Source organism: Psychrobacter sp. CAL346-MNA-CIBAN-0220, assembly GCF_040309805.1.
Classification (GTDB): Bacteria; Pseudomonadota; Gammaproteobacteria; order Pseudomonadales; family Moraxellaceae; genus Psychrobacter.
The window spans coordinates 150,946-167,943 of record NZ_JBEOPF010000001.1 but is presented as its reverse complement, the minus strand read 5'-3'; the positions used below and the strand labels follow the sequence as shown (position 1 = coordinate 167,943).

Annotated in this window: 14 protein-coding genes; 4 read left to right on the top strand and 10 right to left on the bottom strand. The window is 42.1% G+C overall.

The annotated features are described in order from the left end of the window. Positions 1-415: 415 nt before the first annotated feature. Both AAEY88_RS00640 and AAEY88_RS00635 read left to right on the top strand, forming a co-directional pair. Positions 416-1,945, top strand: a complete 1,530-nt coding sequence (locus AAEY88_RS00640) for a pitrilysin family protein (protein ID WP_350557677.1) — start codon at positions 416-418, stop codon at positions 1,943-1,945. Between the two features lie 215 nt (positions 1,946-2,160). Next, positions 2,161-3,615: a pitrilysin family protein gene (locus AAEY88_RS00635; protein ID WP_350557675.1), complete on the top strand. Its 1,455-nt coding sequence runs from the start codon at positions 2,161-2,163 to the stop codon at positions 3,613-3,615. A gap of 24 nt (positions 3,616-3,639) precedes the next feature. Here the strand turns inward: AAEY88_RS00635 and AAEY88_RS00630 are convergent, their stop codons facing one another. Together AAEY88_RS00630 and AAEY88_RS00625 are read right to left on the bottom strand one after the other, a co-directional pair. Then, positions 3,640-4,209 carry a hypothetical protein gene (locus AAEY88_RS00630; RefSeq protein WP_350557673.1) on the bottom strand — a complete coding sequence of 190 codons (570 nt, stop codon included), beginning with the start codon at positions 4,207-4,209 and terminating at the stop codon, positions 3,640-3,642. Positions 4,210-4,473: 264 nt separating this feature from the next. After that, positions 4,474-5,502 carry a D-Ala-D-Ala carboxypeptidase family metallohydrolase gene (locus AAEY88_RS00625; protein ID WP_350557671.1) on the bottom strand — a complete coding sequence of 343 codons (1,029 nt, stop codon included), beginning with the start codon at positions 5,500-5,502 and terminating at the stop codon, positions 4,474-4,476. A gap of 275 nt (positions 5,503-5,777) precedes the next feature. On the opposite strand from AAEY88_RS00625, the gene rodA reads away from it, so the two are divergent. Both rodA and AAEY88_RS00615 read left to right on the top strand, forming a co-directional pair. Then, entirely contained in the window at positions 5,778-6,920 is a 1,143-nt protein-coding gene (gene rodA / locus AAEY88_RS00620) for a rod shape-determining protein RodA (RefSeq protein ID WP_350557669.1), read from the top strand. A gap of 980 nt (positions 6,921-7,900) precedes the next feature. Continuing rightward, positions 7,901-8,515: a septal ring lytic transglycosylase RlpA family protein gene (locus AAEY88_RS00615; RefSeq protein ID WP_407074376.1), complete on the top strand. Its 615-nt coding sequence runs from the start codon at positions 7,901-7,903 to the stop codon at positions 8,513-8,515. Positions 8,516-8,645: 130 nt separating this feature from the next. Here AAEY88_RS00615 and radA read toward each other — a convergent pair whose 3' ends face one another. The 8 genes from radA to miaA all read right to left on the bottom strand — a co-directional run bounded on the left by radA (position 8,646) and on the right by miaA (position 16,885). Next, entirely contained in the window at positions 8,646-10,088 is a 1,443-nt protein-coding gene (gene radA, locus AAEY88_RS00610; RefSeq protein WP_350557667.1) for a DNA repair protein RadA, read from the bottom strand. A 472-nt stretch (positions 10,089-10,560) separates the two neighbouring features. Further along, a complete protein-coding gene (gene lptB, locus AAEY88_RS00605) occupies positions 10,561-11,271 on the bottom strand; it encodes an LPS export ABC transporter ATP-binding protein (protein ID WP_350560373.1) in 711 nt (236 codons plus the stop codon). A 213-nt stretch (positions 11,272-11,484) separates the two neighbouring features. Then, entirely contained in the window at positions 11,485-11,973 is a 489-nt protein-coding gene (gene lptA, locus AAEY88_RS00600) for a lipopolysaccharide transport periplasmic protein LptA (RefSeq protein ID WP_350560371.1), read from the bottom strand. Between the two features lie 197 nt (positions 11,974-12,170). Next, positions 12,171-12,770, bottom strand: coding sequence for an LPS export ABC transporter periplasmic protein LptC (gene lptC, locus AAEY88_RS00595; RefSeq protein ID WP_350557665.1), 600 nt, complete (start codon positions 12,768-12,770; stop codon positions 12,171-12,173). Beyond that, positions 12,767-13,357: an HAD hydrolase family protein gene (locus AAEY88_RS00590; RefSeq protein WP_350557663.1), complete on the bottom strand. Its 591-nt coding sequence runs from the start codon at positions 13,355-13,357 to the stop codon at positions 12,767-12,769. Before AAEY88_RS00590 ends, lptC begins: the two co-directional genes overlap by 4 nt. Before the next feature lie 78 nt (positions 13,358-13,435). Continuing rightward, positions 13,436-14,428 carry a KpsF/GutQ family sugar-phosphate isomerase gene (locus AAEY88_RS00585; RefSeq protein ID WP_350557661.1) on the bottom strand — a complete coding sequence of 331 codons (993 nt, stop codon included), beginning with the start codon at positions 14,426-14,428 and terminating at the stop codon, positions 13,436-13,438. 314 nt (positions 14,429-14,742) lie between these two features. Next, entirely contained in the window at positions 14,743-15,309 is a 567-nt protein-coding gene (hfq, locus tag AAEY88_RS00580; RefSeq protein WP_350557659.1) for an RNA chaperone Hfq, read from the bottom strand. Between the two features lie 430 nt (positions 15,310-15,739). Continuing rightward, positions 15,740-16,885, bottom strand: coding sequence for a tRNA (adenosine(37)-N6)-dimethylallyltransferase MiaA (gene miaA / locus AAEY88_RS00575; protein ID WP_350557657.1), 1,146 nt, complete (start codon positions 16,883-16,885; stop codon positions 15,740-15,742). Between the last annotated feature and the right edge of the window lie 113 nt (positions 16,886-16,998).

Below are 16,998 nucleotides of genomic sequence, written 5' to 3'. Positions count from 1 at the left end.
CCGCTAGTGTCATAGTTGGCGCACATAAAGCGTTATGATCTTACTTCGCTTTTATGGCAAAATTTAACATTCATATCTTCAATCGTTATTTTATATAAGTAGGATCTATCATGTCATCCTCAATGCAATCACGCTTATTAGAACATTATCATTTATTGAAGTTCCAGAATCGATCAAAAAATGCTAAACATAAGAGATCTAGGCATGAGAAAGTTACTAAAATAACCTTCTCGCTCATTATCGCTGCTTTGTCTTCTTTAGCAGTAGGTTGTAACACGCTTCAAGCGCTTGAACCAACGGCCATTTTAATTTCTAATATAAAACATTCTATATAGTATTGCTCGTTGCTGTATTTGATTGATTGTTATATTTAAAATTACTGTATTAGTCGCTATCTTTAGAAGTTGAGAATACTATGCTCCCCTCACCCCTCTCTGTCTCTTTGTCCTTATCACTGCCCGCTACGTCACTGCGCGTTGCCAGTTGTCTAGCGTTAGCTACTATCCTTGCTGCCTGCCAAACGACTGCTATACCTCCTGCATCTACCTCTAAAATGGTGCACCCTACTCAAACCTCCGTGACTCAAGATTCAACTAGCCAAAGTGCTGATAAACCATCCGCTTTGGCTATCGATATGTCTGGTCGCCATGAGTATCAGTTGGATAATGGTCTCAAGATTATTGTCAAAGAAGACCACCGCGCGCCAGTAGTAATGACTCAGATTTGGTATCGGGTAGGCTCAACGGATGAACCGCTTGATAAAGGGGGTATTTCGCATGTACTAGAGCACATGATGTTTAAAGGTACAACTGACGTTTCAAGCGATGACTTTGAGCGCTTAATTGCTAAATTTGGTGGGGTCAATAATGCTTTTACTAGCTATGACTATACCGGCTATTATGAGTTATTTCCGGCCAATCGTCTGCCCTTAGCCCTTGAGCTCGAAGCAGATCGCATGAAGAACTTACGCTTTGATGCCAAAGAGTTTGCTAAAGAGCATCAAGTGGTCATGGAAGAACGTCGTCAGCGTACCGATGACAATCCACTTGCTAAAGCTTATGAATCGTTTCGCCTACTGGCTTTGCCCGATAGTCCCAAAGGTGAGTCCGTCATTGGGCCCATGAGCGAGCTTGAATCAATTACCCTGCCAGAATTAAAAGATTGGTATAAAACTTGGTATGCACCGAACAATGCAACCTTGGTTATCGTCGGTGACGTTGAGCCCCAAGAGGTACTAACACAAATCAAACGCTACTTTGGTGACTTGCCTGCCAGCAAACTTCCTAAACGCCCTGCTGTCCGCCAAAAAGGGTTCCGTGGTTATCAGCAAGTCAACTCCGAGCAAGCGGTACAAGTACCGGTATTACTAATGGGTTATAACGTACCCAGTTTACTAACTGCTAAGCCTTCCGATGAAAAACAAGTTTATGCGTTATCACTGGCGCAAGACGTGTTAGATGGTGGCTTATCTGCCCGCCTAGAGAGCCGTTTGATCCGTGAGCAAGGGTTACTGACCTCAGTTGGTACCTCTTATGACTTGTTTGATCGCGGCGATGGGCTGTTCTTAATTCAAGCAACACCGCGCGAAGGCGTGAGCCTAGAAGCTGCACAGAAAGCTATCATGACTGAAATTAGTAAACTTGCCATTGATCCGATAGATGCTGATGAAATCAGCCGCGCTAAAACCAATACAGTGACAGGTCTAGTATACGCTCAAGACAGTATGGAGGGTCAGGCCCAAATGATTGGTTCTCTACAGTCTATCGGACTTGATGACCGATTAATTGCCACCCTACCAGCCAAACTCGATAGGGTAACGATTGCTGATATTAAAGCCGCCAGTCAAAAATACTTGGTCAAAGATAATTTAACCGTTATGCATGTCGTACCACCTGAAGACCAAAAGAATAAAGCTGACGTTAATAAAACAAAGACCAATAATTAAAAAAAACGCTTTGAGTCAACCTTTGCTACGATTTCATCCATTTAGCATCCGACCCATATTTTAAGAAACTATTTATTAAGAAGCCCTTTATTAAGAAGACAGTTATGACGTATAAGACTTCTATATTCAAGATAAAAAGCACCGCATTGATCCTTAATCAAGCGTCACAATTAACACGATTTAAGACTGCTCGAGCCTCTTATATGAGGGCTGGCATGGTTTTAGGTTTAGTAACACTGGCTATTCCCGCTTATGCCGACTCGAATCAAGTAGAAGATCGTCGTGCTTCTATGGCAGCAATCGATGCAAATGCCCCTATTGCCGCGCAATCTAAACTCACTAGCCTTGATAACGTCAAACCGTTGCAAGTGACCGTGCCAACTATTGAACACTTTAAAACCAAAAATGGAATTTCAGTTTCCTTTGTGCGCGCAGCAACATTATCTATTGTTGATATTGATCTACGCTTTAACGCGGGTAGCGCTCGCGATGGCGATATACGTGCGAACGGCTTTGGTATTGCCAGTATGACTGCCACTATGCTTACCCAAGGTACTAATAGCTTAGATGAAAATAATTTTACGCGCGCAGTTGAAACCTTAGGTATCAATCTAAATAGCAGCGCTTATAAGGATATGTTTATCGTCTCGCTACGCAGCTTGTCTGATGATGAGCATCTATTACCTGCTATTGATCTAATGACCCAAATGCTTACTGAGCCCAATTTTAATCAGCAAATTTTAGCGCGTAATAAAGCGCGTTTATTAGTCGGCTTACAGCAGCAAAAACAAGACCCCGGTAGCCTAGCTAGTATTGCTTTCAATCAAGCATTATATGGTGAACACCCTTATGCCCATCCGTCTTCTGGCACGCTTGAAACAGTGCCCACTATTGAACAACAAGATTTGACTGCTTTTCAAAAACGCTATTTGGTCGCTGCTAATGCATCGCTGGCAATGACGGGTAACTTGACTCTAAACCAAGCTAAAAAACTTGCTGAAGACCTTACTACTAATTTATCCATTGGCAAATCCGCAGCCACCCTACCTGAACCAAAGCCGCTTACCCAAGCCCAGCATATTCATATCCCCTTTCCCAGTACTCAAACCACAGTACTAATGGGGCAATTGGGTGATAAACGCGCTACTGATTCTAAAGCGCAGCAGCAGCAAACCAACTTTGCAGTCGGCAATGAGGTAATGGCAGGCGGTGATTTTAATGCGCGGCTGATGACCGAAATTCGGCAAAACCTTGGTTATACCTATGGCATCTCAGGATCTATGAACCCGATGCTAGCACGCGGCCCTTATCAAATCAGCTTTGCGACGCGCAATGACAAAGCCCGCGCGGCAATTGATGCCAGCGTAGAGGTGATTAACGATACGTTAGATAAAGGTATTACTGCTGCTGAGATGCGCCTAACGACAGATAACTTAAAAAACAGTTTTCCGATGGGCTTTGCCAGTAATGCCGGGATTAATGGTTTGCTGGGAATGATGAATTTTTACCAACTACCTGATAGTTATTTAGCCGACTATGTGACCCGTATTGATAACGTACAACTATCAGAAATTAATCAAACAATGCGCGACACACTCCATCCGGATAAATTTTTAATTGTGACGGTTGGACAAGACAATCCATGGGAGGAAAAGCAAGCGACGCCTTAATTATAGACTTAGGGCGTAATAAACTTAGTCGCTAATATTTATGGTCACATTATAGCTCAAGCGTTCAGGCTTATAAGAAGCACCATTATAAGACAATCGAATCACATGCTTATCATAGGATGTGACTTCATACGCCCCATTAGCAAAGTCATGTAAAACAGGGACAATTAGCAGGGCATCAATTTGATTGTTATCAACACTAACCATAATATTTTGGCCGGTACGTAGGTATAGAAAATAATCACAATAGTTATTTACCATAACTTCAGCAAGGCGCTGAATTTCGTTGTTATCGATATCTTTTTGTATTAATTTTGGGCAGATATCTGGGTGCTGGGCAGCTAGCCGTGCATAAGAGTTTTCAATATTATCTTCAATCTCTGTAACATCTTGGTGTTTTTGCTGAACAATTGCTGCTTCTCTATCAGCCTCGCTGTCGGTGGAGGCTGATAGACTACAAGAATTAATAATCGATAGTAATGAGACAGCAATAATAAGCCATACAAGATGCGTTGTTTTTGATTGTGCCGCTATGTAATCAATCAGACGGCACTTACGCACGGTTGCTACTATTAATGACCAAAAGTCCTTCATGAGTCTCGCTTATATCAAGCTCTACAATTTTACTTTTCAAATAATAGGCTTGTATGAAAAACAAACAATAATCTATAACTATTAAAACATACTTAAGTGGCTTTTTACTAATTTTTAGTGCTCCATTTTTTATGAATCTAGATTTTCGACCGCTGGCTACTTCAATTATCATTCTTTTAGGCGCTGTTAATGCTTAGGTTAATTCTTCATTTCATTTGATGACAGTAGTTATTTTGGTCATATAATTGTTAATAGTTACAAACATTAATAGCGACACGCTGAGCTGCTACTCGCATGATTAAAACCCCATTTACGATAGCCTTCAGTGTCTAAATGAAGGGCGCCCGTTGAATACAATCCTAGCCCAAAATTATGAGACTCACCTTGATATTGCCAAAACTGACATAAACTATCCTGCATATTACTAAGCTGCCATAAATTATCATCGTATTCAGGTACCCAAATGTCTATTGCACTAGCAGTCATATGCTTACTGCTGTTAGCCCCGCCCGCACAATCATTGAGTCCCGGACTGCGATATACTGAACGAATCTCGCTACTGGCTGGTAATATTCCTTGATTTTTTAGCTGACTATAAAGCCGCAATGTAGGCACAATATTTGACCATAGTTCTTGGGGCGGCAACTGATAGGGCTCGTAGCCACATTTTTCCCAGCTACGGGCAGTCGTTAGCAGCTGATCTAATGGCGGCACGTTTTTAGCGCCAATTTGCGAGCTTAGGTAACGCTGGTAATTGGCAACTTCTTGGGCACGAAAGCGATTGCTATTCAGCCAGGCGTTGAAGTTCATATCAACATAACTGCTATAGCTGCTATAACTATTGTTTTCTGTACGATAGGAGGTAGCGTTGTAAGACGTATTGCGATCAGTGCTGCTATAACGAGACCCGCCCCGTTTAACGTTTACGCGTTTATTCTCTTCTATCGATAACTTGGCATCGAACTCAAATTCACGTTGTTTTTGTTGAATAAGGCCTTGCATACTGTCGCTACTTTGTTCATTTAACATAGTGACGCCCGCACTATTACTTATTGTGGCAGTAGTCGAGGGAGCAATATAAACAGTGCTACTGTCATTGCTACTACCGTGACGTATTTGAATACGTCGCTCACTATCATCACTCAAAATAGCGGCATGGACGCTGACACTACTAATGCCAATAAGTAGCGCTATGGTAGGCTTAATGACAGCAGCAATAAAAGAGGTCGGGATTGCCGTGACGGCTGTTTTTGTCTGATAGATCAGGGGCTTATCATGCGTGTTGATAGGCATATGGATAATTCTATGGACGCGGTCTTTTACATTTATCATTGCGGGCAGATACCACTAAAAACATTTTATCGATACTATCAAATTTTAAGCGAGCAGGCTAAACTATCCTCTTTTATCTGCCACCATATATTTGTTATTAACACTTATCCTCATCATTTTCTATAATGACGTTACTTTATTGCTGATACGTTACTTTTTACTAGATTCACTGTCACTTATCACAACAAATACTTTAATATCTTCTTTTAACGCCATTCTTCAGCCGCACCTTGCCTATGTCTTTTAATCCGCAGTATCGATTTTCACGCCACAGCCATCATCTCGATCCCCATAATGTGCCGACGCTATGGCAGCGTATTCATATTGATCCCTGGTTGACCCTGCTCTTGCTAACCATTTGCTGTATTGGTTTGACCATATTATATAGTGCCTCGACTCAAAATAGCGCTATGGTTATCCGTCAGATGGTCAGTTATGGTATAGGGTTTGGGGTAATGTTTACCATGGCCCAAGTACCGCCCAGTATTTATCGTACGTTCACTCCCCTATTTTACGTCTTGGGGCTCGTGCTACTGGTGTTGGTTGATATCATTGGCGAAGTACGAATGGGTGCCCAGCGCTGGATTAATTTACCGGGGTTCGGTAGTGTACAACCGTCAGAATTTATGAAACTTGGCATGCCGATGATGTGTGCCTGGGTTTTATCCAAGCGTGAGCTACCGCCGTCGCTATCGAGTGTCGTAATAACGCTAAGCTTAACCATCATACCTGTACTATTGATTGCCAAAGAACCTGATTTGGGCACCTCACTATTAGTGGCTTTAAGTGGTATTTTTGTGCTGTTTTTGGCTGGGGTATCATGGTGGATAATCTCAGGCGCGCTGGCTTTATCAATACCGCTTATGACCTTTGCATGGTATTTTTTATTACATGATTATCAGCGCATGCGGGTTTTAACTCTGTTCAATCCTGAGGCCGATGTCCAAGGGGCGGGTTGGAATATTATTCAATCCAAAATAGCGATTGGTGCGGGTGGTCTTACCGGTAAAGGTTATCTAGACGGTACTCAAGCGCATCTACATTTTTTACCCGAAGGTCATACCGACTTTATTATTGCGGCTTTTTCTGAAGAGTTCGGTCTCGTCGGTGTGATATTGCTAATGTTTATATATGCTTGCCTGCTATCGCGCGCGCTATATATTGCCTTTATAAATCCCGATACTTACAGCCGGCTGCTGGCAGGCGCTATTGCCATGTCATTCTTCGTTTACGTATTTGTCAATGTGGGTATGGTCGGTGGTATCTTGCCCGTCGTTGGTGTTCCCTTGCCCTTTGTTAGTTATGGCGGCACCGCTATTGTGACTCTAATGGCTGGTTTCGGCTTGCTGATGTCGATTCATACTCATAGCACCTACTAACCTATAATCTTCAAATAGAGCAACAATCGATACCTTAAATGATAAATAAATAATTATTTCCAGCTTTAAGTTAGTTTTATCCTAGAGCTTGAAATAACGATAACAAGATGTCAAGTAAGGCTCTTGACAGTAGCGAATAAAGTAGGTTATTTAGCAAACTGTGAGTATGGATTAATGAATTTTTTAAATCTATAAACAAAGACATTCACGTTAATCTAACGTGGTATTATCATTTTTTGATGGTATTTTTATTAAATGTTACTTAACAATAATAATCATTATATTAAGTAGCTATCTCACATAAACTATTGTTATTGTTACAGTAAAATATCATTAATTACTGCTTCACCACCCTAATCATACGCTATCTATTCAATATTTGTTATATATCTTAACGCTTGTTTTTTGCAAAAAATTGAGTTACTCTCCTTTTAGTGTGTTTGATACACAACCCGTACACAGCTACTAACAAAGTTAGCATTTAATTATATTTGAGTCATAGCTTTTGAGTATAGTTAGCGCCTATTATCATTTAAGCTTTCAAAGACAATACTTAGTTAACGGTTTAATAACAAAGCGTTGCGTAATACTACTTAGATTATTTATTTGTTTAATGGTCTCAAACATAATAAGTACTGAATAAAATAAGTATCTAAGAAAATATAACGGACACTTAGAGCTAACTTATTACTTTTTTCTAATGCTATGTTTTTGTTATTATAATCAGTTATTGTTTGAACATGACATAAGTATCAGCGGATATTATCTGCCGTCTGCAAACTCATGACAACGAAATAAAAAACTTATCCATACCTTAAAGCCTACAAAAAGTCTGTATTTAATATCCATGACTATTAATCTAATAGTTATGGATATTAGAGACTTTAGAGTATAAGGCAGTCTTAGAGTGGTCTAATATTGCTACGCTCAATCTTAGAATTTCAAGATTAGGTTTTAAGGTATAAGTTATAGAGGTATTTATGAATAAGCGTTTATCTGGTTTACTTACAATGTCAGTGTGTCTATTTGCTGGCTCTGCAATGGCCTCCAATGCAAATGCAGTAGAAGCAAAAACGTCCATTATGACGTTGTCAAAAGATAACGCTTCCCATATTGATCGTGTCCTTGGTGAGCTTACTCGCCAGCATGACAGTGCATCAAGCTTGGTTAAATCAGCACGTCAGCCAACATCCTTAGCGCTTAATAGCTCCCTACTGGCTAGTGATACTTCGCAATTAAGCAATGATGAAGACGTGCTTGAGCGCCTAACTGCTGTCGCCTCTAATTCTGTCAGTAAGTTTAAACAAACAGGTCTTGCTTCATGGTACGGTCGTAAATTTCATGGTCGCAAAACAGCCAGTGGCGATACCTTTGATATGAATGCTTTGACTGCTGCTCATCGCTCATTACCTTTGAACTGTTATGTTAAAGTCACCAACAAAACCAATGGCAAAACTGTAGTCGTCAAAGTCAATGATCGTGGCCCGTTCTCAGGTAACCGTGTATTAGATCTATCTTATGGTGCTGCCAAGCAGTTAGGTATGACTGCCAAGGGTGTTGGTAATGTTGCTATTGAGCGTGTTTCAGGCCCTTAGTTTTAGAGACTAGTTATTGTATAAATATTTTACAGACATAAAAAAGCGCCAAGTTCATATGAACTTGGCGCTTTTTTATTGGTTTGACGTTTTTTTATTGATAGTACGGAAGGTATTGTTTAGATAAAAACTATAATTCAAACGCACTTTCAATGGCCTCATCAAGGCGCTCTACGGCAATCACCTTAATGCCTTTAAACTGAGCAGCATTACTGGCAGGCGCATTGGCTTTAGGAACGATAGCATGGGTAAAACCGTGTTTCATCGCCTCTTTTAAGCGCTCTTGTCCATTAGGTACTGGACGAATCTCACCCGATAAACCTACCTCACCAAATACTGCCAATGACGACGGTAACGGTTTTTCTTTAATACTCGACGCGCAAGCTAATAACACCGCTAAATCCGAACCCGTTTCCATAACTTTTACGCCGCCAACAACGTTGACGTAAACATCTTGCCCGCTGGTATGAATACCGCCATGACGATGCATGACTGCTAGTAACATGGATAAGCGCTGAAAATCAAGCCCAAGCGCCATCCGGCGTGGCTGCCCTTGGGAATCATCAACTAAGGCTTGTACCTCAACCAATAATGGACGTGTGCCTTCGCGGCTAACCATGACCACTGATCCAGATACTGGCTTATCATAACGACTCAAAAAGATAGCAGACGGGTTAGCCACTTCTTTGAGTCCCATATCGGTCATGCCAAAAATCCCTAACTCATTGACCGCCCCAAAGCGATTCTTGACGGCACGAATCATCCGGAATCGCGAGTCAGACTGCCCTTCAAAATACAGCACAGCATCGACCATATGCTCCAGTACTCGCGGACCTGCCAGTGTACCTTCTTTGGTTACATGACCAACTAAGAATAGCGCCGTGCCGGTTTGCTTTGCATATCGAGTCAGAATAGCGGCAGATTCTCGAATTTGACTGACGCCGCCTGGCGCTGAATTAATAGCATCGGTATAGATCGTCTGAATAGAGTCAATAATAGCAATGGCGGGCTGCTCTTGCGTCAACGCAGCACATATCGTCTCTACATTAGTTTCAGCCAGCACCCGCAGACGATCAGCCGGTAGATCCAAACGCTTAGCACGCATGGCGACCTGCGCGAGTGACTCTTCACCAGTGACATAAAGCGCACTGCCTGCTAGTGAGTCAGCACGGGCCATGTTAGTGGCCGTCTGTAGCAAAATAGTCGACTTACCAATACCTGGGTCACCCCCTATCAATACCACAGAACCAGCAACTAATCCGCCACCTAATACCCGATCAAACTCGCCAATGCCTGTGGACATACGCGCATCTAAAGACACACTAACCGCATTGAGCGGCATAACCGCGCTATGGGTTCCTGAATAGTTTCCCGTAGGTGCACCACCACCGGCACTACGCGACGGCGCCCGGTTAGCTGCTGGCTTAGATGCAGTCTTATTATGATGAGGCATACTAACATTGGGCGCCTCAACCAAGCTGTTCCATTCGCCACAATCAGAGCATTGTCCCGCCCACTTACCAAAATGAGCACCGCAATGCTGACAGACATAGCTGCTTTTATTTTTTGCCATAGTAGGTAAGCCTTATGCAGGTTATCAATAGAAAAATAAATGATAGGTAATATGCTATTGCTGAGACGAGCGCTAGAGGAAATACGAATTGTTGCGATGCATTTAGCACAGTTCAATGGGTTATTGGCAGTGACTTATTTGCTTCACAGCTTGACAGTCAAAGCAGCTACGAGCAGGACGATAATAAGCACTTCAAGTAATATAAAAGCATTCACTGCGAGCAATAATAAGGTTGAAAAAGAATAAGGATAGAGATGAAAATTTCAAAAAACAATCATTAAGTTAATCGCTTCTATTGCCCATCTATTTTAAGACGGATACGGAGTTACTGGTAAATTTTGCAGTATCTAGGACAATACGGCATACCGTAAGCCATAAATTTTTACCAGTCACACGTGACTACTAGCGTATTTATTCTATTTAGTATCAATGATACCTATTGGATCTATAATATTGGTAACATCAAGCTCATTTATACCTGAAAATCCTTACCCAAATAGACCGTTTTAACCAAATCATTATCTAGGATATGTTGCGGCGTACCCTCTGCGATAATCGCACCTTCGGAGACGATATAGGCTTTTTCACAAATGGCTAGCGTATCACGGACGTTATGATCGGTAATTAATACGCCAATACCACGATTTTTCAAGGCTAAGATAACCTCTTTAATATCGCCAACAGAAATCGGATCAACACCCGCAAAAGGCTCATCTAATAAGATAAACTTGGGGTCGGCTGCTAAGGCACGGGCAATCTCGCAGCGACGGCGCTCACCGCCTGAGACACTCATACCTAATGATTCACGGACATGTTCTAAATGGAACTCATCAATCAATTTTTCAAGTTCTTGACGCTGGTCGCTGGCGGTTAATTCTTTACGTGTTTGTAAAATAGCTAGAATATTATCTTCGATAGACAACTTACGGAAGATGGACGCTTCTTGCGGCAGATAGCCAATACCAGCGCGCGCCCGCTCATGCATGGCATATTTAGATAAGTCCATTTTTCCCAAAGTAACGCGGCCTTTATCCATATTGACCAAGCCCACTACCATATAAAAGCTAGTGGTCTTGCCTGCACCATTAGGACCTAATAGACCCACCACTTGACCTTGTTCAACAGAAAATGACACGTCTTTGACGACCCAGCGCTTACCGTAACGTTTACCTAAATTTTGCATGACCAAACGGGCGACAGGCTCGGCGCTGCTGGTTGGCGACAGATGATGAATACTGGTATTAGTACTGCTATTATCACTCATAACTTACTCATGCTATTACAAAAATTAGGTACAAAAATTACGATCTACTTAAGAGAATGCTCAGTCATCAGCTACCGTAACTGCTCTTTTTCACCTTGCAGTGCTTATACTATTTGGCAGGTGCTGTTCAAGTTAGCGTATGCTGTTTTGGTTGGTACTATTACTGGGTGGAAATACCAGCTCAACGCGCTGATTGCCGCCAGCTGTCGCTTCTACGTCACCCGCTTTTAGGCTATAACGTATGACGTTACCGGCAAAACTGGCACCGTTTTGAGTCAATTTAGCATTGCCTGTTAAAGTGATGATGCCAGTCATTGCATTATAGTCAATTTTATTGGCTTGGCCTTTTGCTAGTCCCTTTTCTTGGCTAACGATCTGCTGCATGGTCGCTGGTCGTCCGGTCGCTATCGCTGAATTGATACTGCGCTGCTGTGATAAATTCACTGTGATGTTATCAGCGGTCATCTTCAGCGATCCTTGGGTAATGATGACACTACCAGAATAACTGGTCACACCGGTACGCTCACTATAAGTCGCCTTATCAGCAAGTAGCTTAATCGCCTGATTGGCATCCGAAGGCAGTGCATAACTGTACAGTGGTAGCGCCAATAACAACACCATAGGCAACGTCTGCAGACAACGCGATGCTTGAATGGGAGAGGTTAATATGGAGCGCATAGCCGGCAAAAATTTGAATTTCATAAACAATTACTCTTTTGATAATTGGTAAGTAATGATGAATATAAATGGTACTTTTGATAATGTTGTTATCGTCTATTCTAAGCTCTCACAAGATAGGTCATAGATAATTGCCATTATCAAAATAGCGCTTTATTTTGGCGTTCTACGGGAGTAAAGGTCACCGCCACTTTCCCGAATTCATACTCCCCAGTCTCAAGGTTGGCTTTCATGCTGGAGGCTTCAAAACGGTTCATGCCTTGTACGACCTTGACCGGCTCATTACTATAAACTTGCCGCGATTTAGTGTTACCTTTAAGCGTCTGACCGGTCACTTGTATCGGTTCTATGTCGGTCGCAGCTGTCTTATTCTCACTAACTTTGTCTTCACTCACTAAGGTAAAGCCGCCCGATAAATGTAGCTCACCCGTTTGCTGATTGATGGCCGCACTGCCCGCCTCAATACGGTAGCGCTGCTCATCTGAGGGCTCCCAATTCATGGTGATGCCTGACATCTCATCCTGATTGGTCACCGGATTATGGGTTAATGACTCAGCATTAAGTTCATACTCAGTCTCACCTTGCTCATTGGTCTGTACCGCTTTAATATCTGTGGCTTCATAATCAACTTCTGATGCCTCTATATTTACTGGCGGCGAGATCTTTCCTTGCTGCTGGAAAAACCAACCAGCAATACCAGCAATAATCAAAGCTAAGATAATTAAAATACGAGTATTCACGACAAGTTATCCTGTGTACTCGCTTGAGTGTGATCAAGAGAGTTATGCTGAACCCTTGTATCATCCAGGGTATACTGTGCAATAAAGTCTTTATAATGACCATGACCCTTTAGAATAAGATCACATACCTCACGAACGGCACCATAACCACCAGCGCGAGTAGTGACCATATCACTACGATTGATCACTTCTGAATGGGCATTAGGTACGGTAGCGGCAAAGCTTACCGTTTGCATGGCTTTAATATCAGGTAAATCATCACCCATATAAGCGCAGTCAGCGGCTGTAATGTCCAGTGTTGAGAGCAGCTCATTCAAAGCGATTAGCTTATCATCTCGACCTTGTACCACATAATCAACACCCATCTCCGCGGCGCGCTTGTTCACCATAGGACTGCTACGACCGGTAATAATGGCCGTCGAAATACCATAATGCGCTAAAGACTTAATCCCAACGCCATCTTGTACCGAAAATGCTTTGGTCTCAATGCCGTTAGCATCATAGATAATCTGACCGTTCGATAAAATACCATCGACATCTAGCACCAATAGCTTTACTTGACCCGCCTTTTTTATTAAGTCTTGCATAATCTGCCTCTTATAATAGGGTCTATCTTACTTAATATAAAATCAAAACCAAAACAATTAAGCGGTAGCATTAGCTGCTTATATTACGCCAGCTTGCAGTAAGTCATGAACGGTAATAATAGCATCTAAATGACCATCTTCATCCATTACCAGCAACTGACTGATGGCATTTTCGTTCATCACACTCAAAGCATCTGAGGCGCGCATGGTTTTATTCACATGCCGCGGATTGGTGGTCATTACCTCACGCATCGGTGTGGCCAGATCAATGCCTTTTTCTAAACCGCGGCGCAAGTCACCATCAGTGAAAACACCAACGACTTTTTTATCATCATCGGTCACTACCGTCATACCCAAGCGTCCATTAGACATAGTGAATAAGGCTTCATGTAGTAGAGAACGTTGATTGACCAGTGGCAAGTCCTCTGAAGTGGTATGCATCAAATCTTCGACTCGCGTCAATAGCTGGCGACCGAGGGCACCAGCAGGATGTGATAATGCAAAATCTTCTGAGGTGAAATGACGCGCATGTAGCAAGGCTACCGCTAAAGCATCACCCAGCGCTAACGTTGCTGTCGTACTCGAAGTAGGCGCCAGCTTTAGCGGACATGCTTCCTCAAATTGACCTAATGTCAGCATAATATCAGCAGCGCGTGGTAGCATACCGCGCTTATCACGACTGATACTGATCAGGGGAATACCCAAACGCTTGACTACTGGTAATAGTGTCTTAATCTCATCAGACTCACCAGAGTTAGAAATGGCCAGCAGCACATCGCCTTTTACCAGCATACCCAAATCGCCATGACCGGCTTCACCAGGATGCATAAAAAAGGACGGCGTACCAGTAGAGGCAAACGTTGCTGCTATCTTACGTCCGATCAGTCCCGACTTGCCCATACCCGTCACTACTACCCGACCCGCACAAGCTAAGATGACATCACAAGCCTGTGCAAATCGATCATCTATCTGCTCAACCAATAACTCGAGAGCAGCTTGCTCAGTTTTAATCGCATCAATGGCGTTAATAATAAATTGGTCGTGGGTTAAGCTACGTGGGCTATTAATCATGGGTTGGCTCAATGCTTGTAATGAATCAATGACACATTTTACTATATTATAGCCAATATTAATAATATAGCTGAAAATATGTAGACTACCCGTTATTAGCGCATCATTAGAGCTATATCTACCAGAAGAAATAATAATTAGAAGGGATATAGAAAAAAGACCCACTCTGATAGTAGGCCTTTATTTAATAGCAGTCATTTTGATAGCAAGTAGCTATATAAAAGTCATAATAATAAAAATCATGGCACATAGCAGCGTGGCGCAAAGTTTATAACCTTTTGATATAATGTTTTTAATACTTACGCATTAAACGACTAACTATTGTTGTTACTGTTATCAAAATCATCATTGGGCTTGTCTTCTGGGCCAGCATTATCGGCTGGGGTGTCAAAACCACGATCTTGACCAAATCCACCACGTTCAAAGCCGCGCTCTTGACCCTGACCAAAGCTTCCACGTTCAAAGCCGCGCTCTTGACCCTGACCAAAGCCGCTACGATTAAAGCCACTACGATTAGAGGCAGAAGTAAAGCCGCGTTCTTCAAAGCCGCCATCAGTACTAGTAGCATTACTACCGCGCTCAAAGCCACCGCTCGTACTGCCACCTTGATAACCGGCAGTCCCTGTACTTTGGGCTGGTGTACTACTTCCTGTTGCTGTAGTGGTGGTGCTACCTCGCGGATTGCGCGCTGGAACAACCGTTGAAATGGCATGTTTATATACCATCTGGCTTACTGTATTTTTGAGTAGTACCACATATTGGTCAAATGATTCAATTTGACCTTGTAATTTAATGCCATTAACTAAAAAAATAGACACAGGAATGCGGTCTTTGCGCAAGGAGTTTAAGAACGGATCTTGTAGGGTTTGTCCTTTTGACATGAAAACTCTCCTAAATATTATGTAGTTATGTTTTAAGTGATAATTATTATAAGTGCTAGCTCAATTATAATGATTATAAGCAGATACGATAATAAGTTTTATTAATGAAACGTATCTAAATGAGCACCAGTTATTCTTAAGTAATTCTACTTTATCGCGAATATAATATTATTGTAGATAAATAAGTAACTACTTGTTTCTATAATGGTTATTATCAACAATTATCGATTCATACTAATAAATTACAGTAGCAAGTAAGCTATACAAGTTTATACTTTATTTAATACCGCTAAATTATAACAGCTATCCGAAATACACTTTGAAGTTTATTGTCATTGGTTTTTATTAAGTTTTTATAAAAGTATATCTCGCTGACCTGCCGTATTTTTTACAGCTTTTCTAACCCCTAACTTTCATGCATAGTGATCAATTAGAAAAGATAATCCCTAGCCTGTGCCATTGTCGTAAACGCTCTTACTGTGGTTTGATTATTTCCAGTATAAAATGATGTAGATGTATCTAACGGTAAACTGGGTAATTGAATCAATTTACGCAACCAAGTGTACTGGCGCTTTGCAAGCTGTCTTGTCGCATATAATGCCTTATTTTGCATTTGGTCACAAGACAGCGCTCCCAGTTCATTGTTAGCTTTGAGTAGATATTCAGTCTGTTGCGACGCCCCATTTTGGTAGGCTTGAACCTGATTTGTCTCATCAAATCGTCCAAACATAGCATAAAACTGAGCTTTATCTAGATGTGGCTGATCGAATATTGGATGGTCAATCTGAACGAGATGCTCTAATACTTGACGATAGCCAACACAGCGCATAGATGGCAAGTTTGGCGTTAATGGATAACGTTTAAGCAGATCAATGACCTCAGTAACCAAACCCTCATGCCACATAATATCCAAGCGCTGGGCGATACGCTTGTGTAGCCAAGCACGATCAGGCATGACTGCAAGTGCGTGCCACTGCTGGTGGGCATTATGCGACAATGCTTGTTTGGGCTGATCCTGCCAGGCGCTTATCGGCACTTCTGTTTGCAACTGCACCTCAACGGCGCGAGTGATACGCTGGGTGTCGGTAGCGTTCAGACGCTGATGGCTGATAGGATCTACCTTGCTAAGATAATTATATAACGCATCAATGCCTTCAGTCTGCCGCCATTGTTCAACTTTTTGGCGGACATTATCCTTGCTATCTGGCACAGGTGACAGCCCATCAAGTAGCGCCATGTAATACATCATAGTACCACCAACCAATAGTGGTATTTTACCCTTTTGATGGCAACTATCGATAAGACGGGCGACGTCAGTGACAAATTCCGCCACACTATAGCTTTGAGTTGGGTCAATAATATTTACCAGATGATGAGGGTAACACTCAAGCTCAGCTGCCGTTGGTTTGGCCGTACCGATGTTCATATCACGATATATCAGCGCTGAGTCTACTGAGATCAGCTCGTAGCGACCCGTATCATACAGCTCATAAGCCAGCGCAGTCTTGCCGCTAGCCGTTGGTGCCATTAAGCACACCACACTATTATCCGCTAAGGTATCAGATGGCAGTCGCATAGGTTTTCTCTTACTGGTTAAATAGGTGACTTTTTATTATGGTTGGCTTTAACATGATTAGTTTGAGTTGAAACTGACGTACTGTCTTCATAACAATTTAATAAACAACACTG